At 65.9% G+C, this 4,010-nt stretch carries 3 protein-coding genes; all 3 read left to right on the top strand.

The window, feature by feature from the left end; genetic code table 11:
- A partial coding sequence (locus IEZ12_RS32050) for a hypothetical protein (RefSeq protein WP_229848423.1) occupies positions 1 to 548 on the top strand: 548 nt, incomplete at its 5' end.
- Positions 549 to 1,660: 1,112 nt separating this feature from the next.
- The gene (locus tag IEZ12_RS32045) at positions 1,661 to 2,596 is read left to right on the top strand and encodes a major capsid protein (protein WP_189277095.1); all 936 of its coding nucleotides are present in this window, start codon (positions 1,661 to 1,663) and stop codon (positions 2,594 to 2,596) included.
- A 260-nt stretch (positions 2,597 to 2,856) separates the two neighbouring features.
- Entirely contained in the window at positions 2,857 to 3,984 is a 1,128-nt protein-coding gene (locus IEZ12_RS32040) for a helix-turn-helix transcriptional regulator (protein WP_189277093.1), read from the top strand.
- Positions 3,985 to 4,010 lie beyond the last annotated feature (26 nt).

Raw genomic sequence — 4,010 nt, 5'->3', positions numbered from 1 at the left:
CGTTCGCGTCCGTGAACCGCAAGACCCTGTTGAACTACGTCGTGGACGCGTGGTCTGCGCGCCTGCACAACGCCGCCGACGACGACCCGCTGTTGATCGCCGTCGCCGAACGCTGGCAGGCCATTGCCCGCCCCGAGGAAGGGGCAGAGGTGACCGAGGCCCGCGCCGAAGTCGCCGCGGCAAAGGCCGAGTTGGACAAGTTCCACGCCGACGACCTCACGGGCTTCTACACCGGCCGCTCCGCCCGGTACCGCATGCCCGCGAAGAACCGTGCCGAGGCCCGGTTGGACGCCGCAGAGGAACGCCTCTCCGGGCTGGTCGGCGGCGGCACCGTCGATATCACGTGGCTGATCGAAGGCAACGCCGCGGACACGTGGCACCAGGCGGACCCGCAGTTGCAGCGCGACCTGTTGCACCTGGCGATAGACCAGGTGATCGTCACCCCCGCCCACGGCAAGCGCGTCCGGTTCAACGGCGCAGAGCGGGTCACCATCGTATGGGCCACCCCCGAACAGGCCGAGGACGACGACTACGCACAGGCCGCCTGACGGCCCAGCAGAGCCCCGAACAGCCCCGGTTGGTCCCCGTGGACCGGCCGGGGCTTTCTGCTGCCCGCACACGGGCGCGCCGGGCCTCGGGCTCGCCGGCTCGGGCCGGGCCACCAGCGGGCCGAGCTGTGGTGGAGTGGTGGTTCTACCTATTTTTTTAGAACACATAGAAAAAATAAGAAGAAAGCCAGAACGGCACCGCTTCCGCCACTGCACCACTCTCGGCAGCGTTCAGCGAGGAAACGTCCCACCCCCACTACATGGCGAAAGGGGAACCGGACGACTTGCCTGCCTGAGTGCACCGGCCACGAATAACTGCATGGGGCCAGGCCCCTGTGTGGACCGCGTCATGAACTACCACGCCAGGCAGCGATCGCGCTTACGACCGTGGCCATGAGACCGAGAGACCATCCAGGGATGCGCTGGATGGTCAAGTGCAGCCCTCCGATGCGGAGCTCGAACTGCGGTCTCTGGTTGGAACGCTGTGTCATGGGTGCAGTTCAGCATGCAGCGCGAGGTGTTCGGAGGGAAAGCCCTCAAGAGGCGCACAAGAGGCGTTCAAACGGCACTGCAATGTTCTGTCGGTGGCCTGTCAGTTGCCCATAGCGCGAACGCCGTGAAGTCGGCACCCGCCCCACGAACGGGAAGCCGAAGCGCTGCGCGGGAGTACTGCCGATCGTGGCTACGCGACCCGGCGGCAGCGCATCCGCGGGGCCTACCCGTACCGGAACCCGTGGTGCCTGCTGTGCGGTCGCATGGCCACGGTGGCTCACCACTTCCCGGAGTCGTGCCGCTCGCTGGTTGCTCGGGGTGTTGCTGATCCGGATGCGCCGAGCCGGCTGCGGCCGTTGTGCACGCTCTGTCACAACCGCGAGACGACGGCCCGTCAGCCCGGTGGGTGGGCTGCTGAGCGCGTCAAGCCGATAAGGCGCTGACCGGCGGCTTTACCCCTCCCCACCCGCCACTGATCGGCAGGGAGGGAAAAAACTCGCGCCGCAGCTAGGGGCGTTTGCGCGGAGAGTGACGAGCCGTCGCTCTGTCGAATCCGGATGGTAAATCCGAATCTGGGATTGAACTGCCCATCCTGTAAAGAGAATTAGGAGATAGCCACTATGGCACTCACCCTTGCCGAGTCCGCGAAGTTCTCGACCGACGACCTTCAGCGAGGCGTCGTCGAAACTTTCGTCCAGGAATCGCCGATCCTCGACCGGCTGCCGCTGATCCAGTTCGAAGGAAACGCTTTCCGCTACAACGAGGAGTCCACCCTGCCCGGGGTGTCGTTCCGCGCGGTCAACGAGGCATACCCGGAGAGCGTGGGCGCGGTCAGCCCGCGTATCGAGAACCTGGCGATCCTTGGCGGCGACAGCGACGTCGACAAGTTCATCGTCAAGACCCGCGGCAACATCAACGACCAGCGCGCAATCCAGGAGACCATGAAGGTCAAGGCCGCGTCGGTCCACTTCTCCGACCAGTTCTTCAACGGCGACACGCAGGTGAACCCGCTCGGCTTCGACGGTCTGCGCAAGCGCCTCATCGGCCGCCAGGTCCTGGACGCCAAGGGCGCCGGGCCCGTCTCTGGCGGCTACGACTTCTTCGACGCCCTGGACGCGCTGACCGCGCGGGTGCAGGGGATCACCAGCCAGAACGGCGCGCTGTACATGAACGCCGCGATCATCGCGAAGATCCGTTCCGGGTTCCGCCGGCTCGGCGGCTCGGAACTGCTGACCGCGCAGATCCACGGCAAGGAAGTCACCATGTGGAACGGCATCCCCATGCTCGACCCCGGCCAGAAGCTCGACGGCACCGACGTCCTCCCGCTCACCACGGGTACGGGTGGCAAGGAAACCGGTGACATATACGCCGTCCGGTTCGGCAGCTCCGACGCCGACGGGGGAGTCACTGGTCTGACCAACGGTGGCATCCAGGTGACCGACCTTGGCGAGGCCCACGACAAGCCGGTGTTCCGGACCCGGATCGAGTTCTATTGCGGTATCGCGCTGTTCGGTGGCAAGGCCGCCGCCCGCCTGATGAACGTCCTCGCCGGCTGACCTGCAACACGCAACACACGCCCCGTCCTGTCCGCCCCTCGGGGTGACTGGGGCGGGGCCTCTTGCCGTTTCCGGGGTCTTCTGGCTGCGCTGGTCGACCGTACAGCCGGGTTGCCAGTGTCGCTGGCAACCGCGCCGATGCCGATGGGCAGGCGCCCTGGCAGTCGAGTTGCTGCGCTTGGCTGCATAGATGCTGCGTACGCCGTTGGGGGGAATCAAGTGGAGGGCCCTGTGGCGCGGTCCGGCGTAGGCTGCCGGTCATGACGACGGCGGTGGGGAGTCTGATCGAAGAGTTGCGCCGTGGCCTGGGCATGTCTCAGGACCAACTTGCGGCGCGGCTAAATGAGTTGGGCAATCGTGCGACGGTGACGCGGCAGTTGATCAGCCGCTGGGAGAACGGATACCAGGGACGGAAGCCCGGCCCGCTTTGGCTACGTCATTTGGCTACCGCCTTGCAGGTGCCCCTTCACGCTCTTGAGAGTGCGGACGTGAACCGACGAGCCTTTTTGACGAACGTTGCCGCGACAGCCATAGCACCCGCGACCGCCTCGGACTTGTTGTCCCACGGCTTCGCAACTGCTCTCCGCGGCGGGCCCTCCCTGGACGACTGGCAGGAACGGCTCTACATCTACGGCCAGGACTACATGTCGTCCGGTGCGGAGGAGATCCAACGCCGTCTCGCCGCGGACATGGTGGTGCTCCAGCGGCAAGCCGAGGACCCGCATATGTGGGAGGTGGCTGCTCGGCTCGCAACTCTGTTCGCCAAGACGTTCCCTGGCACCGACGCGGCAAGAACCACGGGTTGGTACGGCATGGCGGCAACTGCGGCCGACCGGTCCGACGACCAGACTGCTCGGGTATGGGTACGGGGGCGCGCTGCGATCGCACTCGGCTATGAAGGCGCATCGCTGGCGGTCGCGGAACGGCTCGCCGACCAGGCTTTGGCGATCGACTCGCGTCCGTCCCTCGGCCGACTCAACGCGCTCATGGGCAAGGCGCACGCTGCCGCGATCCGCGGCGACCGGCGGGCAGCTTTGCAGCTCAACGACGAGGGGTGGCGCGTCTTCGAGCGGGTTGCCTCACCAGCGAACGAGCAGTCGGACTACGCGGTTCCCGAGTGGCGGATGAACGTCTTTTCGTCTCTGCTGCTTGCTCGGCTTGGTGAGGAGAAACGAGCCGAACACGCTCAGGAGCAAGCACGCTTGTTGCTTCCGCCTTCGCTCCCGAGGTTCGCCACGCATCTTGAGCTGCATCGCGGACTCATGCTCGCTCAAGCTGGTGATCGTGCCGGCGGAGTGGCGTATGCGCGAGCGGCTCTGAGTCAACTCCCTTCGAATAAAAGGTCCCTGACGCTACGCCTGCTGATGGCTGAAGTGGAAGCGGCCTAGATGATTGATGCCAAGGGCTCGCTGGC

This window comes from Kitasatospora griseola (assembly GCF_014648555.1).
GTDB classification, from domain to species: Bacteria; Actinomycetota; Actinomycetes; order Streptomycetales; family Streptomycetaceae; genus Kitasatospora; species Kitasatospora griseola.
Note: the sequence above shows the minus strand (reverse complement) of the source record. Positions and strands in the feature narration are given on the sequence as shown.

Bases quoted from the DNA above. Each gene is read 5' to 3' on its own strand.
- IEZ12_RS32045 (WP_189277095.1), top strand. From the start codon at position 1,661: ATGGCACTCACCCTTGCCGAGTCCGCGAAGTTCTCGACCGACGACCTT.
- IEZ12_RS32040 (WP_189277093.1), top strand. From the start codon at position 2,857: ATGACGACGGCGGTGGGGAGTCTGATCGAAGAGTTGCGCCGTGGCCTG.